A 23,450-nucleotide genomic window follows, 5' to 3' on the forward strand; every position below is an offset into this window, starting at 1 on the left:
CGCAGCGCATCTGCCACGGTGGCTCTTTCTGATCACCCTCACCAGACCATGCCCCAAGCAGCCCTCAAAGCGCCCACATCAGCCCCGCCCACCGGCTTGCTGCTGACCGGTGGCGGCGCCCGCGCGGCCTACCAGGTGGGGGTGCTGGAGGCGATTGCCGACCTGCGCCAGGCCTGCGGCGCAGGTGGCGAGCCCAACCCGTTTCCCATCATCACCGGCACCTCGGCGGGCGCCATCAACGCCGCCGCGCTGGCCTGCGGGGCCGACAACTTTGACCGCGCCGTGCGGCGCATTGCCCGGGTGTGGCGGCAATTCCATGCCAACCAGGTGTACGGGGCCGATTCACTGAGCGTGATGCGCAGCGGCGCGCGCTGGCTCACGCTGGTGTCGATTGGCTGGGCGCTGGCCCGCTGGCGGCGCATGCGCCCGCAGTCGCTGCTGGACAACAAGCCGCTCGAAAAACTACTCGTCAAGATGGTGCCGCTGGTGCGTCTGCCCCGCCTCATCCGCAAGGGGCATTTGAAGGCGCTGGCCGTCACGGCGTCCAGCTACAGCTCGGGCGAGCACGTCACCTTCTTTGAATCGGCCGAGCCTGTGAAACCCTGGGAGCGCTCGCAGCGCAAGGCCGCACGCGACCGCATCACGCACGAGCACCTGCTGGCGTCCTCAGCCATTCCGTTCATCTTTCCGGCCAAGGGCATCGAGGTGGACGACCACATCGAATACTTTGGCGACGGCTCCATGCGCCAGTCCGCGCCCATCGCCCCGGCCATCCACCTGGGGGCCGAGCGCATTCTGGTGATCGGCGCAGGCCGCATGCACGAACCCAAGAACGACGCCGCCGCCAACCCCACGCCCAACTACCCGTCGCTTGCGCAAATTGCGGGGCACGCGCTTTCCAACATCTTTCTGGATGCGCTGGCGGTGGATGTGGAACGTGTGCAGCGCATCAACCAGACGCTCTCACTCATCCCCGAAGAAAAGCGCGCCCACAGCGCCCTGCGGCCGATTGAGCTGCTGGTCATCGCCCCCTCGCAGCGGCTGGATGCCGTGGCCGCCCGCCATGTGGGCAACCTGCCCACGCCCGTGCGCACCATGCTGGGAGCGCTGGGCGTCACGTCGAACATGGCCGACGTGCGCGGCGCGGCGCTGGCCAGTTACCTGCTGTTTGAGGCCGGTTACACCCAGGAGCTGATGGCCCTGGGCCGCGCCGACACCCTGGCCATGCGCGCGCAGGTGTGCCAGTTTTTTGGCTGGACGGACACCGGCGCCGAAGTGCGCACCCAGCTGCACCAGTAGCCCTGCGGGGCAAGACCGGGTTGCGTGGCAACCGCACGGGCCGTGGCCTAAAATCGCGGGTTCCGCCTGAGAAAGTGTCTCCCCATGTCGTCACCTGCACGCAAACTCTTCGTCACCACCGCCCTGCCGTATGCCAACGGCAACTTCCACATCGGCCACATCATGGAATACATCCAGGCCGACATCTGGGTGCGGTTCCAGCGAATGCAGGGCAATGCCGTGAACTTTGTGGGCGCGGACGACACGCACGGCGCGCCCATCATGATTGCCGCCGAAAAGGCAGGCGTCACGCCCCAGCAGTTTGTGGCCAACATTGCCGCAGGCCGCAAGCAGTATCTGGACGGCTTTCACATCAGCTTTGACAACTGGCACAGCACCGACGCGCCCGAAAACCACGAACTGGCCCGCCAGATCTACCGCGACCTGCGCGACCGCGCCGATGGCAGCCTGATCGAGGTGCGCACCATCGAACAGTTCTTCGACCCCGAGAAGAACATGTTCCTGCCTGACCGCTACATCAAGGGCGAATGCCCCAAGTGCCACGCCAAGGACCAGTACGGCGACAACTGCGAGGTGTGCGGCACGGTGTACGCCCCCACCGATTTGATCAACCCCTACTCGGCCCTGAGCGGCGCCAAGCCAGAGCTCAAGCACTCCGAGCACTTCTTCTTCAAGCTCTCAGACCCCCGCTGCGTGGAGTTTCTGCAGAACTGGACGCAGGACGGCAAGCTCCAGCCCGAGGTGGCCAACAAGATCAAGGAATGGTTCAGCGTCCGCACCAACCCCGATGGCACCACCAGCGAAGGCCTGGGCGACTGGGACATCAGCCGTGACGCGCCCTACTTCGGCATCGAGATCCCTGACGCACCGGGCAAGTACTTCTACGTGTGGCTCGACGCGCCCGTGGGCTACCTCGCGTCGCTCAAGAACCTGCTGGAAAAGCGCGGCGAAAGCTACGACGCCTACATGGCCGACCCGCTGCTTGAGCAGTACCACTTCATCGGCAAGGACATCGTCACCTTCCACACCCTGTTCTGGCCCGCCATGCTGCACTTCAGCGGCCGCAAGACGCCCAACAGCGTGTTCGTGCACGGCTTCCTCACCGTGAACAACGGCGAGAAGATGAGCAAGAGCCGCGGCACGGGCCTGGACCCGCTCAAGTACCTGAGCCTGGGCATGAACGCAGAATGGCTGCGCTACTACCTGGCCGCCAAGCTCAGCGCCCGCAACGAAGACATCGACTTCAACGCCGAAGACTTCATGCTGCGCGTGAACAGCGATTTGATCGGCAAGTACGTGAACATTGCCAGCCGTGCTGCGGGCTTTTTGACCAAGCGGTTTGAAGGCAAGCTGACGCACAACTTTGGCACTTCCGGCTTCGCACTGTTGAAGGAACTGCGTGAAGCCTCTGACTCCATCGCTCGACTGTACGAAGATCGCGAGTACAGCAAAGCTACCCGCGAAATCATGCTGCTGGCGGACAAGGTCAACGCCTACGTAGACCAGAACAAGCCCTGGGATCTGGCCAAGGACGCCGCCAACAATGAGGCGCTGCACCAAGTTTGCTCAGTGCTGATCAACTGCTTTGCCACCCTGTCTCGCTATTTGGCTCCCGTGCTTCCATCGCTGGCAAGCGCCGTGGAACAGTTCACCGGCAGTAACCTTCAGAACTGGGACGCTAACAACATCGACGTAGCAGCTATCCAGCCCTACCAGCATCTGATGCAGCGCGTGACGCCCGAGCAGCTTGAGGCATTGTTTGAGCCTCCAGCCCAAGCGGCACAAGCGCCAGCAGCTACAGAAACCGTAGCAGCCCCCGGTGGCGAGGAATTGGCCCCCACCATCACCATCGACGACTTCACCAAGATCGACCTGCGCATCGCGCTGATCGTGAACTGCGAGCCGGTAGAAGGATCGACCAAGCTGCTGCGCCTGACGCTGGATGTGGGCGAAGGCCGCCACCGCAACGTCTTCAGCGGCATTGCCAGCGCCTACAAGCCCGAAGACCTGATCGGCAAGCACACCGTGATGGTGGCCAACCTGGCCCCACGCAAGATGAAGTTTGGCGTGAGCGAAGGCATGGTGCTGGCCGCAAGCCACGGCGACGAGAAGGCCAACCCCGGCATCTACGTCCTCAACCCCTGGCCCGGCGCCACACCCGGCATGCGGGTGCGCTGATCGCCTGCGATTGGATCCAATGACGAGGCCCTCGCTCAGAGGGCCTTTACTTTTTGGCAACACACGCTGATAGCAGCGCCAGGCAACCAGCCTCAGGGCAGAAGCGTCAACCGCCCACGTAGCGCCCCGGCCGGTGGCTGATCCACAAAAACACGCCCATCACCACGGCCGCCAGCACCGAATAAAACACCCGCTCCAGCGGCACCACGAACAGGGCCAGCAGCAGCACTACACAGTCGATCGCCAGTTGCACCTTGCCCGCCCGCACGCCGTAGCGGTTTTGCATGTACAGCGACACGATGGTGGCGCCACCCAGACTGGAGCGGTGCCGAGCCAGGAACAAGCAGCCCGTGCCCAGCAGCAGCCCACCGAGCAGCGAGGCAAACAGCGGGTTGATGTAGCTGACCTGCATCACGTGCGGGAACAGCTCGGTCAACAGCGACAGCAGCGCCACGCAAATAAAGGTTTTGAGCGTGAACTCGCGGCCCATGCGCGTCCAGGCGAACCAGTAAAACGGCAGGTTCACCACAAAGAACAGCTTGCCGAACGAGATATCGGTGACGTAGTGCAGCAAAAACGCCATGCCCGCCGTGCTGCCAATAAGCAACCCGGCCTGGTTGAACAGCATGAGCGCCATGGCCACAAACAGGGTGCCCGAGAACAGGGCTTGCGCATCTTCATAAGTGCCGTGACGCAAAGACGCCACGGGGCCCGGGGCGGGCGGGATGCTGGATTCAGCAGGAGACATGGAGAAAACTCTTGGTTTTGAAAATGAAAAGGGGTCAGAGCCTTGTGAGCCCCAACACCATGGCCCCTGTCACGGGGGCACAAGAACACAAGCAAACAGTGCGCCAAACGGAATGTGGCTCTGCTGCCAGTGGCAATCAACACTGCAATTGCTATCGAATAAATAGCATTCAGCGCTTACGAATCAAGCGCTGGGCCTCATTTTCTTCCATATTCAAAATCCAACAGCACACCTGGCCCTATCGACCACCGCCCTTGTTCTCGTGGGCATCCATGTCGTCACCCGTGTAGGTTCGCAGCACGCGCTGGTCTGGCCCATGCACCACGGTGAACAGCTTGGGCGTTGTGGCAGGCAAGGCAAAGCGCCAGTCCACTTCGGTTTCGCCCTTGAGGGCGAAGTGCATGGTTTTGGCGGGCTTGCCCAGCATGCGGCGCACTTCGCTCATGGGCATGCCCGGCTGAATGCGCGCGAAGTTCTCGGGCGTCAGCACCTGGCGCACCCCGGCCAGCTTGCCGTCGGGCCCCAACGTGATCATGTAATTGACCTGGCCGGCGGGCTGGCGGTTGTACTCAAAGGTGCGGGCACCGCCTGGCTCCTCCCAGATCATCTCAGGGGCGCCGAAGCGGTCGCGCACATCGGCTTCGGTGGAAACGCCCGGCTGCAGCTCGCTCAGCCGCTGGGGGTCGCACCCCGCTGCGGCAAGCAGGGCGAGGGCCGCCAGCACGGTGGCGGCGGCACGGTGAATACGATCAGAAAGTGGCATGGCATCGTCCCGGTAAAATCCAGCAAAAGAGGTCCACTGCACATGTCTATTTTCCGCCGCCCTGACTACCAATCCGACGCCACCCAGTTCATCAACCAGCTCAAGGCCACCAAGCCTGAACTGGACAAGCAGCAGCAAGCCGGCCGTGCCCTGCTGTGGGACAAGCAGGTAGACCGCCAGCTATGGAACGATTACCGCCAGGCGCGCGTGGCCCAAAAGCCTTACGTCTACCAAACCAACGCGGACTGAGCCTTGCTGCCGCCAGCATTTGCAATCAAATTGGCCTCTGGCGCTTGACTGACAAGCGCCAGCAGCTATTTATTTCATAGCAAACATGAGCAACACAGCGCCCACCAGCGCACCCGCCGCCGATGAACGGCCAGATTCCAACGGCAGCTCCATGCCCGACGTGGTGGATCAGGTGGCCCTGGCGCGCCTGTATGGCGAGCCGCTGTTTGCGCTGCCGCAAGACCTGTACATCCCGCCCGACGCGCTTGAAGTCTTCCTCGAAGCCTTTGAAGGCCCGCTGGATTTGCTGCTGTACCTGATCCGCAAGCAGAACTTCAACATCCTGGACATCCCCATGGTGGGGGTGACCAAGCAGTACCTGGCGTATGTGGACGAGATCCGCAGCCGCAACCTGGAGTTGGCGGCCGAGTATTTGCTGATGGCAGCAATGCTCATCGAGATCAAGTCGCGCATGCTGCTGCCGCCCAAGAAGCAGGCCGAAGGCGAGGAGCCTGAAGACCCGCGCGCCGAGCTGGTGCGCCGCCTGCTGGAATACGAGCAGATGAAGATGGCTGCCGCGCGCCTGGGACAGCTGCCGCAGTACGGCCGCGACTTTTTGAAGGCCCAGGTCTACATCGAACAAAGCCTGCAGCCGCGCTTCCCCGATGTGCATGTGGTAGAGCTGCAGGAGGCCTGGCGCGACATTTTGAAGCGCGCCAAACTCGTGCAGCACCACAAGATCACCCGCGAAGAGCTGAGCGTGCGCGAGTACATGAGCATGGTGCTCAAGACGCTTCAGGGCCGCCGCTTTGTGGAGTTTGAAGAACTCTTCGAGCCCGAGAAGGGCAGCACCGTGCTGGTGGTGACGTTCATCGCGCTGCTGGAGTTGGCCAAAGAGACGCTGATCGAGATCACCCAGGCCGAGGCGTTTGCGCCCATCTACGTACGCCTGGCCTACACGCCGGCCTAGGGCCGCCTCCCACTGTTCACCGCCCTGGCCGGTGGCCGTGGCATTACCCCCTTACCCGCAAGCCATGGCATCCCACGACTTCGACGTACTCATCGTAGGCAGCGGCCTCGCAGGCCTCTCGGCCGCGCTGCACCTGGCGCCCACGCACCGCGTGGCCGTCATCACCAAGCGCACGCTGCAAGATGGATCAAGCGGCTGGGCCCAGGGCGGCATTGCCGCCGTGTTGGCCGACGACGACAGCTTTGCCGCGCACATAGAAGACACGCTGGTCGCGGGCGCAGGCCTGTGCGACCTGGCCACCACGCGCTTTGTGGTGGAGAACGCGCCCGAGTCCATTGCCTGGCTGCGCGCGCTCGGCGTGCCCTTCACGCTGGAAGGCGACCAGCTGCACCTGACGCGCGAAGGCGGCCACAGCGCGCGCCGCATTGCGCATGTGACCGACGCCACCGGCGCAGCGGTGCAGCGCACGCTGATCGACGTGGTGCGCAGCACCCCCGGCATCACGCTGTTCGAGCAGCACACGCTGGTAGACCTGATCACCACGCGCAAGCTCGGCCTGCCGGGCAACCGCTGCCTGGGCCTGTATGCGCTGGACAGCGACACCGACGAGGTCGTCACCTTCCGTGCCCCGGAAACTATTCTGGCCACGGGTGGCGCGGGCAAGGTGTACCTGTACACCACCAACCCAGACACCGCCACGGGCGACGGCATTGCCGCCGCCTGGCGTGCAGGCTGCCGTGTGGCGAACATGGAGTTCATCCAGTTCCACCCCACGGGGCTGTACCACCCGCACGAAAAGTCTTTCCTCATCAGCGAAGCGGTGCGCGGCGAGGGCGGCAAGCTGTTGCTGCCGCCATCGGCCGGTGGCAAGCGCTTCATGCTCGACCACGACCCACGCGCCGAACTGGCCCCGCGCGATGTGGTGGCGCGCGCCATCGACTTCGAGATGAAGAAGCACGGCCTCGATTGCGTGCACCTCGACATTTCGCACCAGAGCCCCGCGTTTTTGCAGGAGCACTTCCCCAACATCCTCGCGCACTGCGCGTCGCTTGGCATCGACATCACCAAGGAGCCCATCCCCGTGGTGCCCACCGCCCACTTCACCTGTGGCGGCGTGCTGACCGACCTGGCGGGCCGCACCGACCTGCCCGGCCTGTACGCCGTGGGCGAGGTGGCCTGCACCGGCCTGCATGGCGCCAACCGCCTGGCCAGCAACTCGCTGCTCGAATGCATGGTGTTCGCCCGCGCCGCCGCGCAGGCCATCGCCGCAGCGCCGACCACAGAACTGCCCACCGTGCCCGCCTGGGACGACAGCCGCGTGACCGATGCGGATGAATCCGTCGTCATCTCCCACAACTGGGACGAGCTGCGCCGCTTCATGTGGGACTACGTGGGCATCGTGCGCACCAACAAGCGCCTGGAGCGCGCCGCCCACCGCATTGCCATGCTGCAGGGTGAGATCCAGGAGTTTTACGCGCACTTTCACGTCACGCGCGATTTGCTGGAGCTGCGCAACCTGGTGCAGGTGGCCGACCTGATCGTGAAAAGCGCCCAGCTGCGGCGCGAAAGCCGGGGCCTGCATTTCAGCCGTGACTACCCCGAAGTCGCCGCCCCAGCGGCCCCCACCATCCTCGTTCCTCCGGTGCCGCGATGACTTACAGCGTCAAAGAAATTTTCTACACCCTGCAAGGCGAAGGCGGCCAGGCGGGCACACCCGCCGTGTTCTGCCGCTTTGCAGGCTGCAACCTCTGGACGGGCCGCGAGCAGGACCGTGCGCAAGCCATCTGCCAGTTCTGCGACACCGACTTTGTCGGCACCGACGGCACGCTGGGCGGCAAGTTTGAAACAGCCACGGCGCTGGCGGAGTTGATCGCCGCCCAATGGCCTGCGGGCGCGGGCCACCGCCTGGTAGTGCTGACGGGCGGCGAGCCCCTTCTGCAGGTCGATGCGGCGCTGATAGACGCGCTGCACGCGCAGCAATTCCGCATCGCCGTCGAAAGCAACGGCACCGTCGCCGCGCCCGAAGGCATCGACTGGCTGTGCATCAGCCCCAAGGCGAGTGCACCGTGGGTGCAGCGCAGCGGGCAGGAACTGAAACTGGTCTGGCCCCAGCCCGGCTTTGACCTGCAGGCGCTGGAGCAGGACACCCAGTTCACCCACCGCTTTCTTCAGCCCATGGACGGACTTCTGCAGCGCCAGAACACTGCCGCCTGCATTGACGCCTGCCTGGCCCACCCCGCATGGCGATTAAGCCTTCAAACCCACAAGCTCACCGGCATCAGGTGACGCGGTTTTATCTTCTAGTTTCCGTATGTTGTTCACCATCTCCCAGCGCTTCTTCTTCGACGCCGCCCACACCTTGCGCCGCGAGATCGAAGCCGAAGGCAGCCGCCGTGTGCACGGCCACACCTACCACGCCGAAGTGTTCCTGACCGGCCCGCGCGACCCCGCCACAGGCATGGTGCTGGACCTGGGCCTGCTGCGCCAGGGCCTGGCCGTGGTGCGCGAGCAGCTGGACCACCACATGCTCGACGAAGTGCCCGGCCTGGGCACACCCACGCTGGAGAACCTGTGCCTGTTCATCGCCCAGGCACTGCCCGCCGACCTGCGCGCCAGCCTGAGCCGCGTGCGCGTGTGGCGCGAGGCGCTGGGCGACAGCTGCGCGCTGGACTTTCCACAGCCCTGACCGGCCACGGCCCTGCCACCGGCAGGCTACCCCCCAAAAGTTCACAGACTTCACCCAAGGAAGCCCAATGTTCCGCACCCTGCTCAAATCCAAGATCCACCGCGTGGCCGTGACCCAGTGCGAGCTGCACTACGAAGGCTCGTGCGCCATCGACGAAGACCTGCTGGATGCCGCCAACATCGCAGAGAACGAGCAGATCCACATCTGGAACATCAACAACGGCGAGCGCTTTGTCACCTATGCCATCAAGGGCCAGCGCGGCAGCGGCATGATCTCGGTGAACGGCTCGGCCGCACGCCGTGCTGCAGTGGGCGATCTCATCATCATTGCGGCCTTCGCCCAGGTGCACGAAGACCAGGTGGCCGCGCACCAGCCGCAGCTGGTGTTTGTGGACGACCACAACCGCCAGACGGAACTGCGCCACGCAGTGCCCACGCAGGCCCTGTAACGATGGCGCCGACCCATGACGCTCTGGTGGCCCGCAGCCTGGCTGCCGTCTGGCACCCGTGCACCCAGATGAAGCGGCACGAGGCCCAGCCTCCCGTGGCGATTGCCCGCGCGCAGGGCCCGTGGCTCTACGGCACCGATGGGAAGCGCTACCTGGACGGCATCAGCTCCTGGTGGGTCAACCTGTTCGGCCACAGCCACCCACACATCCAGGCCGCGCTGGTGGACCAGCTGGGACATCTGGACCACGTGATGCTGGCGGGCTTCACCCATGCGCCCGTGGTGGAGCTGTCCGAGCGACTGGCCGCGCTCACCAGCCTGGGCCACGCGTTCTACGGCAGCGATGGTGCCGCCGCCACCGAGATCGCCCTGAAGATGAGCGCGCACTACTGGCGCAACACCGGCCGCCCTGCCAAGAGCCGCTTTGTGGGCCTGGCCGGTGGCTACCACGGCGAAACCGTGGGCGCGCTGGCCGTGACCGACATTGCGATCTTTCGCGAAGCCTATGCCCCGCTGGTGCGCCTGGCCGACACCGTGCCCAGCCCTGACGCACGCGGTGCGGCACCGGGGGAGACCGCACAGGACGTGGCACGACGCGCAGCTGCCGCGCTGGAGGCGTGGTTGCAGGAGCACCACGCCACCACCGCCGCGCTGATCGTCGAGCCCCTGGTGCAATGCGCGGCTGGCATGGCGATGCACGACCCCGAATACCTGCGCCTGGCCCGCGCACTGTGCAGCCGCTACGAGGTGCACCTGGTGGTGGACGAAATCGCCGTGGGCTTTGGCCGCACCGGCAGCATGTTCGCCCACCAGCAGGCGGGCATCCAGCCCGACTTCATTTGCCTGTCCAAGGGCATCACGGGCGGCACGCTGCCGCTGTCGGCCGTGCTGACGACCGACACCGTGTACGCGGCGTTTTACGACGACAGCGTGGCCCGGGGCTTTTTGCATTCGCATTCGTACACCGGCAACCCGCTGGCCTGCCGCGCTGCGGTGGCCACGCTGGAGTTGTTTGAACAGCTGGACGCGTTGAACGCCAACACCGCCCTGGCCCAGCGCATCGACGCGGCCTGCGCCCCCCTCACCCTCCACCCCCGTGTGCGCCACGCCCGGCGCCTGGGCATGATCTGGGCGTGGGACGTGGACACCACGCTGCCCGACTTTGCACGCCGCTACCACCAGCACGCGCTGGCGCAGGAATTGCTGCTGCGGCCTATCTCTGGCGACGCTGGCCGCCACACGGTGTACGCCATGCCACCCTATGTGCTGGACGACGAGGCCGTGCAGTGCCTGGCCCAGGGCGCATTGCATGCCCTGCACGCCACCCTGGCAGAGGAGCCCGCATGACCGCCTGCTTTGTGGTGGGCACCGACACGGGCGTGGGCAAAACCCACGTCTCCTGCGCGCTGCTGCAGGCCCTGGCGCAGCACCACCGCCGCGTGGTGGGCATGAAGCCCGTGGCTGCAGGCGTGGTGCCCTGGGGCGAAGGCTGGGCCAGCGAGGACAGCATTGCCCTGCGGGCGGCGTCCACCATCGCCGTGCCCCCTGAGCTGGACACACCGGTGCTGCTGCCCGATCCTCTGTCACCCCACATTGCCGCCACACGCGCGGGGGTGCAGATCGACATCGCGGCCATCGTGCAGGCCTACCAGGCACTGGCCGCGCAAGCCGATGCCGTGGTGGTCGAAGGGGCCGGTGGCTTTCATGTGCCGCTGTCGCCAACCGAGACCGGGGCCGACCTGGCCCTAGCGCTGAATTTGCCCGTGGTGCTTGTCGTAGGCCTGCGACTGGGCTGCCTCAACCACGCCCTGCTGACGGCAGAGGCCATTGCCGCACGCGGGCTGACGCTGGCAGGCTGGGTGGCCAACCGGGTGGACCCAGACATGCTAGCGCCCGAGGAGAACATTGCCTGGCTGCAGCAGCGCCTGGGCGCCCCGCCGTTGGCCGACATCCCCTGGGGCGAACACACCGCCCACAACCTGGCAGCCCACTTTCAACTGCCCGCAGATTGGACCCGATGAACACCTCTGCCACCACCCCTGCCCTCCCGGCCACTTCACCGACGGCATCCTGGCTGGACGAGCTGCCCGGCCGCATAGCGGACCTGAAGGACGGGCACCTGCTGCGCGTGCGCCGCACCGTGGCCCCGGCGGGCGGCGCCATGCTGCAAATCGACGGCCAGCCCATGCTGGCCTTTTGCAGCAACGATTACCTGGGCCTGGCCAGCCACCCCGCGCTGGCCACCGCCGCGTGCGAGGCCGCCCACGCCTACGGCCTGGGCTCGGGCGGCTCGCCCCTGGTCAGCGGGCACAGCACGGCCAATGCGCTGCTCGAGCATGACCTGGCCCGCTTTGTGGGCCTGCCGCGTGCGCTGTACTTTTACGCGGGCTATGCCACCAACGTGGGCATCGTCCCCGCGCTGGTGGGTGCAGGCGACGCTTTGTTCTCGGACGCGCTCAACCACGCCTGCCTGATCGACGGCGCACGCCTGTCGCGGGCCACCATCCACCGCTACCCACATGCCGACCTGACCGCACTGGAAGCCGCCCTGGCCAGCAGCCCCGCGCAGCGCAAGCTGGTGGTGACAGATGCCGTCTTCAGCATGGACGGCGACGTGGCCGATATCCCGGCCCTGCTGGCGCTGTGCGAGCGCTACGACGCGCTGCTGCTCATCGACGATGCCCACGGCTTTGGCGTGCTGGGTGCGCCCGGCCAGGAAGGACGCGGCACGCTGGCGCACTACGGGCTAACGGGCGAGAACGCCTCGCCCCGCATCCTGTACATGGCCACACTGGGCAAGGCCGCAGGCGTGGCCGGTGCGTTTGTCGCGGGCAGCGAGGTGCTGGTGGAATGGCTGCTGCAAAAAACCCGCAGCTACATCTTTGCCACCGCCGCCCCCGCCCTGCTGGCCAAAGCACTGCAGGCCAGCGTGCAGCTGATGCATACCGAAACCTGGCGCTACACGCACCTGCAGCAGCTCATCGCCCGCCTGCGCACGGGGCTGGCCCCCTTGCTGGCGCGCACGCAGTGGCAGCTCATGCCGTCGCACACGCCCATCCAGCCACTGGTCATTGGCAGCAATGCAGCCGCCCTGGCCGCCATGGAAGCGCTGCGCTCGCGCGGCCTGTGGGTACCTGCCATTCGCCCACCCACCGTGCCCGAGGGCACCGCCCGCCTGCGCATTGCGCTGTCGGCGGCGCACACGCCGTTTGACGTGGACCGGCTGGTGCAGGCCTTGGCCGAGCACGCTGACACCCTTCTTATCCACCCCTCTTAAACACACGAAAGCGAGACAGCCATGCCCCATCTGGTCATTGAAACCACCGCCAACCTAGGCACTTATCCCAAGGCCCAGGTTCTCAAGGAACTGGCCACGTCCCTCACCGCACACCCACAGATTCCGGTCGAGGCCGATCTCAAGATCCGCTTTGTGGACGTGACCGACTTTGAGATGGGCACTGCCCCTGAACTGCGCGGTTTTGTGCACGCCGAGCTGCGCCTGATGACTGGTCGCACACCCGAAGCCAAGACCGAACTGGCCGGACGCGTGCTGGAGGTGCTGCAGCGCCTGACACCCCGCCCTGCGGGCATGTCGGTGCAGTTGAGCGTGGAAGTGCGCGACATGGACCGCGCCACCTACGCCAAGGCGCGGCTCGAATAAAAACCGCTGCGGGGGCTGCCGTGCCCCACGCCAGCAGCCGAGCGAGCGAAAGGGACGGAGTGGGCAAAGCGCCCGCCCGGTCCCTCAATACCCCGCCGCCAGCCCGTCGCGGCGCGGGTCGCTTGCCGCCACGTAGCCTTCCACCGCCGGGTTGCCCGCACGCCAGATGAACTGGCCCGCGCCAAAGTCCTGGTACGAATCGTTGATGACATCGATCTCATGGCCCAGGTCTTTCAGGCCCTGCACCGTGGCCGCATTCATGGCAGCTTCCACGTTGATGTTCAGGCCCTTGTTGAAGCGCCAGCGTGGCGCATCGCACGCGGCCTGCAGGCCCTGGCGATAGTCCAACATGCGCACCAACGTCTGCATGTGCCCCTGCGGCTGCATGTTGCCGCCCATCACACCGTAGCTCATCACCGGCTGACCGTCTTTGGTCAGAAAGGCCGGAATGATGGTGTGGAAGGGCCGCTTGCCCGGTGCCACCACGTTCGGGCTGGCGGCGTCCAGGCTGAAACCGTAGCCCCGGTTTTGCAGGCTGATGCCGTAGTGGGGTTCCACACAGCCCGAGCCAAAGCCCATGTAGTTGCTCTGAATGAAGCTGACCATCATGCCGTTCTCATCGGCCGCCGTGAGGTAAATGGTGCCGCCCTTGACCGGGTTGCCCGCCTGGAAGTCCTGTGCCCGGCGCATGTCGATGAGGCGCGCGCGCGAGGCCAGGTAGGCGTCGTCCAGCATCTGCTCGGTCGTCACTTCCATGGTGGAGCGTTCCGACACGTAACGGTACACATCGGCAAACGCCAGCTTCATTGCCTCGATCTGCAGGTGCTGCGACGCCGTGGAATCCACCGGCAGGCTGGCCAGATCGAACTTTTCGAGAATGCCCAGCGCGATCAGCGCGGCAATGCCCTGGCCGTTGGGCGGAATTTCGTGCAACGTGTAGCCCCGGTAGTCGCGCGAAATCGGCATGACCCACTCGGGCTGGTAGCTGGCCAGGTCCTTCACCGTCAGCGCACCGCCCTGCTCCTTGGCAAACGCGGCGAGGGCTTCGGCGATCTCGCCTTCGTACATCGCATCACCGTTGCTGGCGGCAATGGCCTTGAGCGCGCGCGCGGCCGCAGGGAAGCGGAACAGTTCACCCACCTCAGGGGCACGGCCCCAGGGCAAGAAGGTGTCGGCAAAACCGGCAATGCCCTGCAGCACGGGCGTGGCCGCCGCCCACTTCTGCTGCACCACGGGGGGCACCAGGTAACCGCGTTCGGCCACCTCGATGGCTGGGGCCATCAGGTCAGCAAAAGGCAGCTTGCCAAAGCGCTTGCTCAGTGCCACCCAGCCACGCACTGCGCCAGGGATGGTGACGGAGTCCATGCCGCGCATGGGCGGCGTGGGTGCGCCATCGCCGTATTTGGCCTTGAAATATTCAGGCGTCCAGGCCTGCGGCGCGGGCCCCGAGGCATTGAGGCCGTGCAGTTGCTGCCCATCCCACAAGATGCAGAACGCATCGCTGCCCAGGCCGTTGCTCACCGGCTCCACCAGCGTCATCACAGCGGCTGCGGCCACGGCCGCATCCACCGCATTCCCGCCCTGGTGCAGGATGAGCAGGCCCGCCTGCGCGGCCAGGGGGTGCGAGGTGGACACCACATTGCGCGCAAAAACGGGAATGCGGGTGGACAGGTAGGGGTTTGGGTGGTTGATCAGCATGCGGTCTCCGGGAAACGGGTGTGGCTGGGTATGAAGCAGCGGTGAAGCAGTGGTTTATTCATTGACGATCTTGCGCTCGGCAATGATGCGTCTCCACTTGGCTTGGTCGTCAGCCACCATCTTGGCGAACTGCGCAGGCGTGCTGGTCACGGGTTCAATGCCCAGGGTGGTGAGCTTGGCGCGCACCTCAGGGTCGCTCAGTGCCTGGTTGGCAGCGGTGTTCACCCGGTTGACCACCTCGGCAGGCAAGCCCTTGGGGCCATACAGGCCAAACCAGGTGCTGGACTCGAAACCGGGCAGCGTGTCGGCCACAGGGGGCAAATCAGGGGCCAGCGGGGTTCGCTTGAGCGTGGTGACAGCCAGGGCACGCAAACGCCCATCGCGCACATGGGGCATGCCGGTGGGCAGCGAGTCAAACAACACATCCAGCTGCCCAGCCACCAGATCAGGAATCGCCAAGCCCGTGCCCTTGTAGGGGATGTGCGTGACGAATACGCCCGCCTGGGCCTTGAACAGCTCAGCCGTCAGCTGCACGATGGTGCCGTTGCCACTGGAGGCGTAATTGAGCTTGCCGGGGTTCTTCTTGGCGTACTCGATCCACTCTTTCACCGTCTTCGCAGGCGAGCTGTTGGGCACCAACATGATGCTGGGCGCATTGCCCACATGGGCGATGGGCGTGAAGTCGCGCACCGTGTCATACGGCAGCTTGGCGCCAATGGCGGGGCCGATGGAATGGGTGCTGGTGGTGGTGAACAGCAAGGTCTGGCCGTCCGCAGCCGCCTTGGCCGCCATGTCTGAACCCAGGCTGCCACCTGCGCCAGGCTTGTTGTCGATCACGATGGAAGTACCCAAGCGCTCGCCCATTTTTTGCGACAGGGTTCGCGCAAACAGGTCGGTGGCACCGCCTGCCGGGAATGGAACGACCAAGCGGATGGGTTTGCTGGACTGGGCCAGGGCGGCTGGCATGGCGGCGCCCAGCGCCAGGGCTGCGGCCAGGCCGCGCAGAAAGTGGTGGCGACGGATCATGGATCGATTCCTCACAAGGGGGACAACAACAACTCAGGGCCTGTAGAACCCTATATGGACGCCCCGAATAAGCCAAGCCCTCACTCACTGCTGCCAAGAAGGTAAAGATTGCACCCGTATATCCGGACTTGTTGTGGCGCGAGCCACGGTCCCTGATGGGAATCGCTGGTGGAGGTCCTATCGGTTCAACGCACTCCAAGTGCCACGTTCTTATCGGATTTCATCCACCACGGTCTGACCTGTCTTGCCATCACTTCATGATTGCTTGAGCAATCGGTTGGTTTTCTCCCGCTCCTCGTTCTTGTCGTGCCGGCGCTAGTTGCTCAGACCGACTCTCGTACGTAGCCCGGCTCGTAGCTCCTGTCATGCGCGAGCAACGCCCACACGATGCGGGCATTCTTGTTGGCCAGCGCCACCGCCGCTACGTTCTTGTTGCGCCGCTGCAGCACACCATTGAGCCAGCCACACTGCGCGCTGCCCTGGCCTTGGTGCTGGTCTTTTTTCTGGGCGTGATAGATCACCGAGCGCGCTCCGTGAATCAGCAAGGTGCGCAAATACGTGTCGCCCCGTTTGCTGATACCCAGCAGGTTTTGTTTGCCCCCGCTGGAGTGTTGGCGTGGCACCAGCCCTAGCCAGGCTGCCACCTGCCTGCCATCCTTGAAGTTCTTTGCATCCCCCAGAGATGCCACCAATGCGCAGGCCGTGATGGGGCCAATGCCGGGGATCTGCCCGAGTTTGCGACTCAAGTCGCTTTGGCGGTGCCAGGCCACGATTTGTGCCTCCAGCTCCTGCACCTGGCAGTCAAGCTCCTTGAGGTGCTCGAGCAGACGTTGTATCAACAGTCTAAACACGCCGGGCAACTCGTTGGCTGCATCCTCAATGAGCATTGGCACCCGTTGGGTAATGTGGCCTATGCCTTGGGGAACGATCACCCCAAACTCGGCCAGCAGGCCCCGGATCTGGTTGGCCTGTGCAGTGCGGGCCTTGACAAAGCCCTGGCGCACCCGGTGCAGGGCCAGCACGCCTTGCTGCTCCACGTTCTTGATCGGTACGAAGCGCATGCTCGGGCGGGTGACGGCTTCGCAGATGGCAGCCGCATCGGCTGCATCGTTCTTGTTGGTCTTGACGTAGGGCTTGACGAACTGGGGTGCCATCAGGCGCACGGTGTGGCCCATGCCCTGAAGCTTGCGCGCCCAGTGGTGGGCGCTGCCGCAGGCTTCCATGCCAATCAGGCAGGGCGGCAGGTTCACGAAGAAGGCAGCCATCTGTTCGCGCTTGAGCGGCTTGTTGAACACGGCTTTGCCGTGCTCATCCACGCCGTGGACCTGGAACACATTCTTGGCCAAATCGATGCCAATGGTTGTAATCTTCATGGTGGACGCTCCTGCTCGTTGAGGTGGAAAAACTGACATCTCCACTGTGGCACTTTCGATGCCGTTTAGGGTGGGGGCGTCCATCCCATTGGTTCAGGATCTTTCAAGCCCCAATGTAGGCGCTGTTGATCCATCAAAACAGATAATCAAAGTTATTTCACTATGACGCCACGTCATGAAACCCACTTTTGCGACGCCTGATGAAGTCTCGCTGCAGCAGTTCCGCGCCCTGGCGGCGATTGCGCAGACGGGCAGCTTCACGCTGGCGGCCGATGCGCTGCAGCTGACGCAGCCCGCCGTGAGCCACCTCATCAAGCGCATGGAGCAGCAACTGGGCCAGCCGCTGGTGGTGCGCGGGCGGCGCATTCGGCTCACCGATGCGGGACAGATGATGGCCGACACCGCGCAGCGCGCTCTGCGCATGATTGACGAATCGGTGCACGCCTGCCGCTCGCAGGCGCAGCTGCAGGAAGGCCGCGTGGTGGTGGCCGTGGGTCACCTCACGGCCGGTGCCTTGCTGCCTGCGTTGCTCACCCGCTTTTCAGCAGCGCACCCGCAGCTGGTGGCCACGCTGCACGACAGCAATGCCGCGCAGATGGTGGCGCAGGTGCTCTCGCGCGAAGCCGATTTGGCGCTGGGCTCCGACATTGGCCAGACGCATTCCGAGCTAGCCACCGAGCGGCTGTTCAGCGAACGCATGGCGCTGTTCCTGCGGCACGACCACCCGCTGGCCCAACGCGCCAGCGTGCAAGGGCGGGACCTGGACGGCCTGCCCCTGGTGCACGTGAACCCTGACGCCGTGGTGTGGCGCGCCATCAGCCGTGAGCTGAGCGCCGCGGCCAATGTGTACCCGCAGGTGGTGCACCATGTGTCGATGTTGACCACCGCGTTCGGCATGATCCAGGCGGGCGCCGGAGTGGCGCTGCTGCCGCGCTATGTGGCACGCCTGATGCCACCCGACCTGCACGCCGTGCCCATCGTGCGGCCGGTGCTGGAGTTTCCTATCGTGGCGATCCGCTTGGCCAAGCAACCGCTCAGCCCCGCCGCCATGGCGTTTCTGGCCATGGCGCGGCAGCACCTCAAACCGTCGCTGGTGTGAACAGGCACTAGACCAGTTCCGCATCCAGCCAGCCACGCAGGCTGTTGATGAAGGCCCAGCGGCGCACGCGGTGCAGGTCGTGCACGCGCACCACGCCTTCCTGCACCCGGCCTTCCCGCAAGGCCACTGCACGCCCCACGCCCGGCAGCAGGCCACAGCCCAGCGGTGGCGTGAGCCAGCGGCCGTCGTCCATCTGCATCGCCAGGTTACCGAAGGTTGACTCCGTGATTTCGCCTTCTGCGTTGAAGAGCACGGTGTCAAAGATGCCGCTGCCCGGCGCTGGCGCAAAGGCTGCATAGTGCGCACGCCGGGTGGTTTTGAAGCGCACCCATTCGCCATGCGCCTCGGCCAGGGGCCGGGGGGCCAGCTGCAATCGCACCGGGCTTGCCGTGGGTTGCAAGGCAAAGGCTTCTGCGCGTGGCTGGCCAAAGCGGTCCAGCAACAGGCGCACGCGCCACGGGCCGCTGCCATGCTGCGCTGCCGGTGCCTGAAGGCACGCGTGAACGGCAGCGGGCTGCCAGGGGTAGCCAAAGTGCTGCGCCGCCTCAGCCATACGGGCCAGGTGCTCTGCCTGATGGCGATAGACACCATCGACCAGCGCCAGGGTTTCCAGCACCTCGAACGGTTTGCTCGCCCGCGCCAGAAAAGCCTGCTTGTGCAGCCATTCTTGCCACTCGGCACCCGCCTCTGCGCTTGCGGTGATACCGCTGCCGATGCTGCATCGGGCCTGGGTGCCGCGCATCACCACGGTTCGAATGGGCACATTGAAGGTCGCGGCAATGCCGCCGTGGCCATCTGGCCGCACCACGCCGATGGCGCCGCAGTAGATGCCCCGGGGCTGGCGTTCCAGCTCACGGATGAGCTGCATCGCCCGCACCTTGGGCGCACCGGTGACCGATCCGCACGGGAACAAGGCAGCAAACACATCTGGCAGCCGCAGGCCACTGCGGGTGCGGGCCTGCACGTCAGACGTCATCTGCCACACGGTGGGCAGCGCCTGGGTGTGGAACAACTCGGGCACCCGCACCGTGTGCGGCTCGGCAATGCGTGAGAGGTCGTTGCGCAGCAGGTCCACGATCATCACGTTTTCGGCCCGCTCTTTGGGCGATGCGCGCAGGCGCTCGGCGGCAGCCGCGTCCAGCGCCGGCGTGGCACCGCGCGCGGCCGTGCCCTTCATGGGGCGGGCCAGAATGCTGCCGCCAGCCGCGCTGGCCTGCCAGTCAAAAAACAGCTCGGGCGATACGCTCAGCACCTGCTCGTCGCCCGCGGTGAAGCACGCGGCATAGCCGCCGGGCTGGGCGCGCAGCAAGGCGTCGAACAAGGCGGTGCCCTCACCGGTGACCGTGCCCATCCAGGGTGCGGTGTAGTTGACCTGGTACAGCTCGCCGTCACCAATGGCCTGGTGGATGCGCGCGATTGCGGCATCAAAGTCTGGCCGGGCCAATGTGGGCAGCCAGGTGGCGCGGGCCTCTGCGTGGCCAGCGGCTTGGGCCGACGGCCATGCAGACGGTGCACCGTCATGCACCTCAAACCACACCAGCGGGCCGTCTGCCGCGTGCACCTGCAGTGCCGCGTCGAAGGCCGGTGCTGCTTCATAGCGCACATGGCCTACGCACCAGTGACCTGCTTCGGCGGCGGCGTGCACGGCCTCCAGCACGGGCTTGACTTCGTCGATGTGATGGGCGACCAGCACGCGGGCTGGAGCCCCCCACCGCCCACGCAGGCGCAGGTTGCCCGCCGCGCGCGGCTGGGTGAAGTCGATCCAGGTGCCGGGCGTTGCAACCAGGGTCATTGAAAGCTCCAGAGGCCTCTAGCGCTTATCCAGAAAGCACAATCAGCTATCAAATAAATAGCAAAATAATCAAGCTGCGCCCAAGTGGGGTACCAGGCTCCCGGTGGGCTGACCGTTCTTGAGAGCCTCCGTGAACGCCAGCATCCGGTCAATGGGCTGGCGTGCGCGCGGAATCAGTGCAGGGTCTACCTGCACGGCATTGGCACCTGTTTCCAGCACACGGGCCACGTCGGCCAGGCCGTTCATGGCCATCCAGGGGCAGTGCGCGCAGCTCTTGCAGGTGGCGCTGTTGCCTGCGGTGGGGGCTTCGTAAAACGTCTTGCCGGGGTTGAGCGTGCGCAGCTTGTGCATCATGCCGTTGTCGGTGGCGACGATGAACTCGGTGGCATCCATCTCGCGCGCGGCCTTGAGGATGGCGCTGGTGGAGCCCACGGCATCGGCCAGGGCCACCACGTCGGCGGGGCTTTCGGGGTGGACCAGCACCTTGGCATTCGGGTGCTCTTTTTTGAGCAGCTCCAGCTCCAGCGCCTTGAACTCGTCATGCACGATGCAGGCGCCGTTCCAAAACACCATGTCCGCGCCCGTTTCGCGCTGAATGTAGGCGCCCAGGTGGCGGTCAGGGGCCCACAGAATTTTCTGGCCTGCGGCTTTGAGGGCACTCACGATCTCCAGCGCGCAGCTCGATGTCACAAGCCAGTCAGCCCGCGCCTTCACTGCCGCGCTGGTATTGGCGTAGACCACCACGGTGCGGTCCGGGTGCTGGTCACAAAACGCGCTGAACTCGTCAATGGGGCAGCCCAGGTCTAGGCTGCAGGTGGCGTCCAGATCAGGCATGAGCACGGTCTTTTCCGGGCTCAGAATCTTCGCCGTCTCGCCCATGAAACGCACACCGCTCACCACCAGCGTCTGCGCCGCGTGGTCACGGCCAAAGCGGGCCATCTCCAGCGAATCGCTGACGATGCCGCCGGTTTCCTCGGCCAAATCCTGCAGGTCGGGGTGCACGTAGTAGTGCGACACCATGACAGCGTTTTTCTCTTTCAGCAAGCGGCGAATCTTGTCTTTCAAAGCCACGCGCTCGGCCTGCGAAGGCTCGGGCGGCACACGCGCCCAGGCGTGTTTGGTGGAGCAGACAGAGCCCGCAGCTGCTTCGTCGGGCTGCTCGTACTCGACGTCAATACGGTTCATGGTGGTGGTACTCATGCCAGCTCCTGCAGGCGCATCGAGAAGTCGGTCGCCTTCACATCCTTGGTCAGCGTGCCGATGGAGATACGGTCCACGCCGGTTTCGGCCAGTTCGCGCAGACCTTCCAACGTCACGCCGCCAGAGATTTCGAGAATCGCGCGACCTGCGTTGATGCGCACCGCCTCACGCAGCATGGGCAGCGGCATGTTGTCGAGCAGCACCATCTTCGCGCCAGCATCCAACGCCTCGGCCAGTTGCTCCAGCGTTTCCACTTCAATCTCGATGAAGCTGGCCTGGGCGGCCACTGCCTGCGCAGCTTTCAGCACCGCCGTCACGCCACCTGCAGCGGCGATGTGGTTCTCTTTGATGAGCACCGCATCGTGCAAGCCGATGCGGTGATTGGTGCCACCGCCCACGCGCACAGCGTACTTTTGCGCCAGGCGCAGGCCGGGTATGGTCTTGCGCGTGTCCACGATGTGGGCGCGGGTGCCCGCCACCACATCTACATAAATGCGCGTTTTGGTGGCCACGGCCGACAGCAGTTGCAAAAAATTCAACGCAGTGCGCTCGGCGCTCAGCAAGGCGCGGGCATTGCCTTCCAGCTCCAGCACCACCTGGTCGGGGGCGCAACGCTGGCCCTCCTGCACATGCCAGGTGATCTGCACGGTGGGGTCCAGCGCCCGCAGGGCGGCTTCGGCCCAGGGGGCGCCGCAAATCACGGCCTCTTCACGCGCCAGGATGCGAGCGCGGGCACGGCGGGCGGGGTCAATCAGGCCAGCCGTCAGGTCGCCAGCGCCTACGTCTTCGGCCAGGGCGCGGGCTACGTCGGCCTGGGCCAGGGCCGTTACGTCGTTGTCGTTCATGGGGGTGGTCGCGGGTTGTAACACTGCTGTCATGGCCCGGGAGCATAGCCGCATTGCAAAACCCATGGCGCGGTCTACCCCGCACCGCCCTGGTGCTGGGCCGCTTGCTTCAAAGTGCGGGCAGCACCGTGCCCCAGCACTCACCAAAGCCCACGCGCGCAGCGCCCGGCTTTTCGCACCAGCCGCGAATCACCACGGCGTCACCGTCTTCCAGAAACACGCGCTGCTCGCCGCCGGGCAGCTGCACGGGGTTCTTGCCGCCAGTGGTCAGCTCAATCAATGCCCCGGCTTGATCGAGCGTAGGGCCCGACAAGGTGCCGCTGCCCAGCAAGTCGCCCGGCTGCAGGTTGCAGCCGTTGACCGTGTGGTGCGCCAGCATCTGGGCAATGGTCCAGTACGCATGGCGGTAGCTGGTGCGGCAGATGGTGGCATCGCCCTGCCCGGCCTGCGCCATGCGCGGCGTGCGCACGCCCACCTGCAGCTGAATGTCGAACGCGCCCTGGGCCTGGTTGGCGGGTGAGTCGAGGTAAGGCAGTGGGGCCGGGTCGCCCTCGGGCCGGGTGAACGCCACGCGGTACGGGGCCAGCGCTTCCAAAGTCACCACCCAGGGGGAAATGGTGGTGGCGAAGTTTTTGGACAGGAACGGGCCGAGCGGCTGGTATTCCCAGCCCTGGATGTCGCGCGCAGACCAGTCGTTGAGCAGGCAGATGCCAAACACATGCTGCTCGGCCTGCGTGATGGGCACAGCATGGCCCAGCGCATTGCCTTCGCCCACGAAGATGCCCAGCTCCAGCTCAATGTCGAGCCGCTTGCAGGGGCCCACCACGGGCATTTCGGCGCCGGGGGGCATGGTCTGCCCCTTGGGGCGATGAAACGCCTGGCCCGACACACCAATACTGGATGCGCGGCCGTGGTAGCCAATCGGCACCCATTTGTAGTTGGGCAGCAGCGGGTTGTCGGGGCGGAACTGCTTGCCGATGTTGGTGGCGTGGTACACCGAGGTGTAGAAATCGGTGTAGTCGCCAATGCGGGCGGGCACGTCGTACTCGGCCTCGGCCTGGGGCACCAGGCAGCCTTGCAACGCCGCCTGCTGGGCACTGCCCTCGCGCAGCGCGCACGACAAGGCCAGGCGCAGGGCGCGCCAGGCGGCTTCGCCCAAAGCCATCAGGGCGTTGAGCTTGTCTTGCGCGCCCGCTTGCGCAGCCGTGGCCGCCACGCCCGTGAAGGCGCCGCTGGCTGCTGCGGCGGCCAAATCCAGAATCTGGTCGCCAATGGCTACGCCGCCCCTAAAAGCTTCACCGCTGCCCTTGCGGCGGAACACCGCAAACGGCAGGTTTTGCAGCGGAAAGTCGTTGCCAGCAGCATTCGCGCTGGCCACCCAACTCCGCAGGCTGGGGTCATGGGTTTCGTTCAACAGGTTCATGGGGTTCTTTCGGG

General features: G+C 65.3%; 22 protein-coding genes. 13 read left to right on the forward strand and 9 right to left on the reverse strand.

From position 1 onward, the window contains the following. Positions 1-48: 48 nt before the first annotated feature. Together PQV96_RS14150 and metG are read left to right on the forward strand one after the other, a co-directional pair. On the forward strand, positions 49-1,299 hold the full coding sequence (locus tag PQV96_RS14150) for a patatin-like phospholipase family protein (protein WP_273623259.1): 1,251 nt from the start codon (positions 49-51) through the stop codon (positions 1,297-1,299). An 84-nt stretch (positions 1,300-1,383) separates the two neighbouring features. Beyond that, positions 1,384-3,477: a methionine--tRNA ligase gene (metG, locus tag PQV96_RS14155; RefSeq protein WP_207373954.1), complete on the forward strand. Its 2,094-nt coding sequence runs from the start codon at positions 1,384-1,386 to the stop codon at positions 3,475-3,477. A 106-nt stretch (positions 3,478-3,583) separates the two neighbouring features. Here metG and PQV96_RS14160 read toward each other — a convergent pair whose 3' ends face one another. After that, a complete protein-coding gene (locus tag PQV96_RS14160) occupies positions 3,584-4,225 on the reverse strand; it encodes a DUF6198 family protein (RefSeq protein WP_273623260.1) in 642 nt (213 codons plus the stop codon). Positions 4,226-4,463: 238 nt separating this feature from the next. After that, positions 4,464-4,988: an outer membrane protein assembly factor BamE gene (locus PQV96_RS14165; protein WP_273623261.1), complete on the reverse strand. Its 525-nt coding sequence runs from the start codon at positions 4,986-4,988 to the stop codon at positions 4,464-4,466. Between the two features lie 42 nt (positions 4,989-5,030). Here PQV96_RS14165 and PQV96_RS14170 point away from each other — a divergent pair, with 42 nt between their 5' ends. From PQV96_RS14170 to PQV96_RS14215, 10 genes are all read left to right on the forward strand, one after another. Next, a complete protein-coding gene (locus PQV96_RS14170; protein WP_044396037.1) occupies positions 5,031-5,237 on the forward strand; it encodes a DUF3460 family protein in 207 nt (68 codons plus the stop codon). Positions 5,238-5,322: 85 nt separating this feature from the next. Next, the gene (locus PQV96_RS14175) at positions 5,323-6,186 is read left to right on the forward strand and encodes a segregation and condensation protein A (protein ID WP_420482150.1); all 864 of its coding nucleotides are present in this window, start codon (positions 5,323-5,325) and stop codon (positions 6,184-6,186) included. A gap of 64 nt (positions 6,187-6,250) precedes the next feature. Further along, positions 6,251-7,840 carry an L-aspartate oxidase gene (gene nadB / locus PQV96_RS14180; RefSeq protein ID WP_273623264.1) on the forward strand — a complete coding sequence of 530 codons (1,590 nt, stop codon included), beginning with the start codon at positions 6,251-6,253 and terminating at the stop codon, positions 7,838-7,840. Then, on the forward strand, positions 7,837-8,472 hold the full coding sequence (queE, locus tag PQV96_RS14185; RefSeq protein ID WP_066698936.1) for a 7-carboxy-7-deazaguanine synthase: 636 nt from the start codon (positions 7,837-7,839) through the stop codon (positions 8,470-8,472). The genes nadB and queE overlap by 4 nt, the downstream gene beginning before the upstream one ends. A gap of 25 nt (positions 8,473-8,497) precedes the next feature. Further along, positions 8,498-8,872, forward strand: a complete 375-nt coding sequence (locus PQV96_RS14190) for a 6-pyruvoyl trahydropterin synthase family protein (protein ID WP_056058569.1) — start codon at positions 8,498-8,500, stop codon at positions 8,870-8,872. A 67-nt stretch (positions 8,873-8,939) separates the two neighbouring features. Further along, positions 8,940-9,320, forward strand: a complete 381-nt coding sequence (gene panD, locus PQV96_RS14195; RefSeq protein WP_056058565.1) for an aspartate 1-decarboxylase — start codon at positions 8,940-8,942, stop codon at positions 9,318-9,320. 2 nt (positions 9,321-9,322) lie between these two features. After that, entirely contained in the window at positions 9,323-10,666 is a 1,344-nt protein-coding gene (bioA, locus tag PQV96_RS14200) for an adenosylmethionine--8-amino-7-oxononanoate transaminase (protein ID WP_273623268.1), read from the forward strand. Then, the gene (gene bioD / locus PQV96_RS14205; protein ID WP_066786168.1) at positions 10,663-11,340 is read left to right on the forward strand and encodes a dethiobiotin synthase; all 678 of its coding nucleotides are present in this window, start codon (positions 10,663-10,665) and stop codon (positions 11,338-11,340) included. Before bioA ends, bioD begins: the two co-directional genes overlap by 4 nt. Beyond that, a complete protein-coding gene (gene bioF / locus PQV96_RS14210) occupies positions 11,337-12,596 on the forward strand; it encodes an 8-amino-7-oxononanoate synthase (protein WP_273623270.1) in 1,260 nt (419 codons plus the stop codon). Before bioD ends, bioF begins: the two co-directional genes overlap by 4 nt. A 21-nt stretch (positions 12,597-12,617) precedes the next feature. Further along, positions 12,618-12,980 carry a 5-carboxymethyl-2-hydroxymuconate Delta-isomerase gene (locus PQV96_RS14215; protein WP_066695650.1) on the forward strand — a complete coding sequence of 121 codons (363 nt, stop codon included), beginning with the start codon at positions 12,618-12,620 and terminating at the stop codon, positions 12,978-12,980. An 84-nt stretch (positions 12,981-13,064) separates the two neighbouring features. On the opposite strand, the gene PQV96_RS14220 is transcribed toward PQV96_RS14215, so the two are convergent. The 3 genes from PQV96_RS14220 to PQV96_RS14230 form a co-directional block, all read right to left on the reverse strand. Continuing rightward, positions 13,065-14,678 carry a gamma-glutamyltransferase family protein gene (locus tag PQV96_RS14220; protein WP_273623272.1) on the reverse strand — a complete coding sequence of 538 codons (1,614 nt, stop codon included), beginning with the start codon at positions 14,676-14,678 and terminating at the stop codon, positions 13,065-13,067. Between the two features lie 54 nt (positions 14,679-14,732). Then, positions 14,733-15,704, reverse strand: coding sequence for a tripartite tricarboxylate transporter substrate binding protein (locus tag PQV96_RS14225; RefSeq protein ID WP_420482151.1), 972 nt, complete (start codon positions 15,702-15,704; stop codon positions 14,733-14,735). 323 nt (positions 15,705-16,027) lie between these two features. Then, positions 16,028-17,077, reverse strand: coding sequence for an IS110 family RNA-guided transposase (locus PQV96_RS14230; protein ID WP_027814485.1), 1,050 nt, complete (start codon positions 17,075-17,077; stop codon positions 16,028-16,030). Between the two features lie 175 nt (positions 17,078-17,252). On the opposite strand from PQV96_RS14230, the gene PQV96_RS14235 reads away from it, so the two are divergent. Then, positions 17,253-18,176, forward strand: coding sequence for a LysR family transcriptional regulator (locus PQV96_RS14235; protein ID WP_273623274.1), 924 nt, complete (start codon positions 17,253-17,255; stop codon positions 18,174-18,176). Positions 18,177-18,183: 7 nt separating this feature from the next. Here the strand turns inward: PQV96_RS14235 and pabB are convergent, their stop codons facing one another. From pabB to fahA, 4 genes are all read right to left on the reverse strand, one after another. After that, positions 18,184-19,968: an aminodeoxychorismate synthase component I gene (gene pabB / locus PQV96_RS14240; protein WP_273623276.1), complete on the reverse strand. Its 1,785-nt coding sequence runs from the start codon at positions 19,966-19,968 to the stop codon at positions 18,184-18,186. A 69-nt stretch (positions 19,969-20,037) separates the two neighbouring features. Continuing rightward, the gene (nadA, locus tag PQV96_RS14245) at positions 20,038-21,168 is read right to left on the reverse strand and encodes a quinolinate synthase NadA (protein ID WP_273623278.1); all 1,131 of its coding nucleotides are present in this window, start codon (positions 21,166-21,168) and stop codon (positions 20,038-20,040) included. Further along, positions 21,165-22,013 carry a carboxylating nicotinate-nucleotide diphosphorylase gene (gene nadC / locus PQV96_RS14250; RefSeq protein WP_207373944.1) on the reverse strand — a complete coding sequence of 283 codons (849 nt, stop codon included), beginning with the start codon at positions 22,011-22,013 and terminating at the stop codon, positions 21,165-21,167. Before nadC ends, nadA begins: the two co-directional genes overlap by 4 nt. A gap of 109 nt (positions 22,014-22,122) precedes the next feature. Next, on the reverse strand, positions 22,123-23,436 hold the full coding sequence (gene fahA / locus PQV96_RS14255; protein ID WP_207373943.1) for a fumarylacetoacetase: 1,314 nt from the start codon (positions 23,434-23,436) through the stop codon (positions 22,123-22,125). Between the last annotated feature and the right edge of the window lie 14 nt (positions 23,437-23,450).

Source organism: Acidovorax temperans (assembly GCF_028596105.1).
In the GTDB taxonomy this organism is placed as follows: domain Bacteria; phylum Pseudomonadota; class Gammaproteobacteria; order Burkholderiales; family Burkholderiaceae_C; genus Acidovorax; species Acidovorax temperans.